Consider the following 378-nt stretch of genomic DNA (forward strand, 5'->3'; position numbering starts at 1 on the left):
GTGGACGCTGACGGGATCGAACCGCCGACCCTCTGCTTGTAAGGCAGATGCTCTCCCAGCTGAGCTAAGCGTCCATAGATTTACATTATAATCATAATCTTTAATCTTGTCAAAGGTAAAATTATGATGGTGACCCGTAGGGGATTCGAACCCCTGTTACCTCCGTGAAAGGGAGGTGTCTTAACCCCTTGACCAACGGGCCATATATAGATGGCGGAGAGAGAGGGATTCGAACCCTCGAGACGATTTCTCGCCTACACGATTTCCAATCGTGCTCCTTCGACCACTCGGACACCTCTCCATATGGCTCCCCGAACAGGACTCGAACCTGTGACAACTCGATTAACAGTCGAGTGCTCTACCAACTGAGCTATCAGG

The 378-nt window shown here is 50.5% G+C and carries 3 tRNA genes; all 3 read right to left on the reverse strand.

The features are described from left to right. Position 1 precedes the first annotated feature (1 nt). Positions 2-74 (reverse strand) — tRNA-Val (locus KVT34_RS29965). A gap of 53 nt (positions 75-127) precedes the next feature. Continuing rightward, positions 128-202: transfer RNA gene (locus KVT34_RS29970), tRNA-Glu, on the reverse strand. A gap of 9 nt (positions 203-211) precedes the next feature. After that, positions 212-301, reverse strand: a tRNA-Ser gene (locus KVT34_RS29975). Between the last annotated feature and the right edge of the window lie 77 nt (positions 302-378).

The sequence above is a fragment of the Paenibacillus sp. GbtcB18 genome (assembly GCF_019091125.1).
GTDB classification, from domain to species: Bacteria; Bacillota; Bacilli; order Paenibacillales; family NBRC-103111; genus Paenibacillus_F; species Paenibacillus_F chitinolyticus.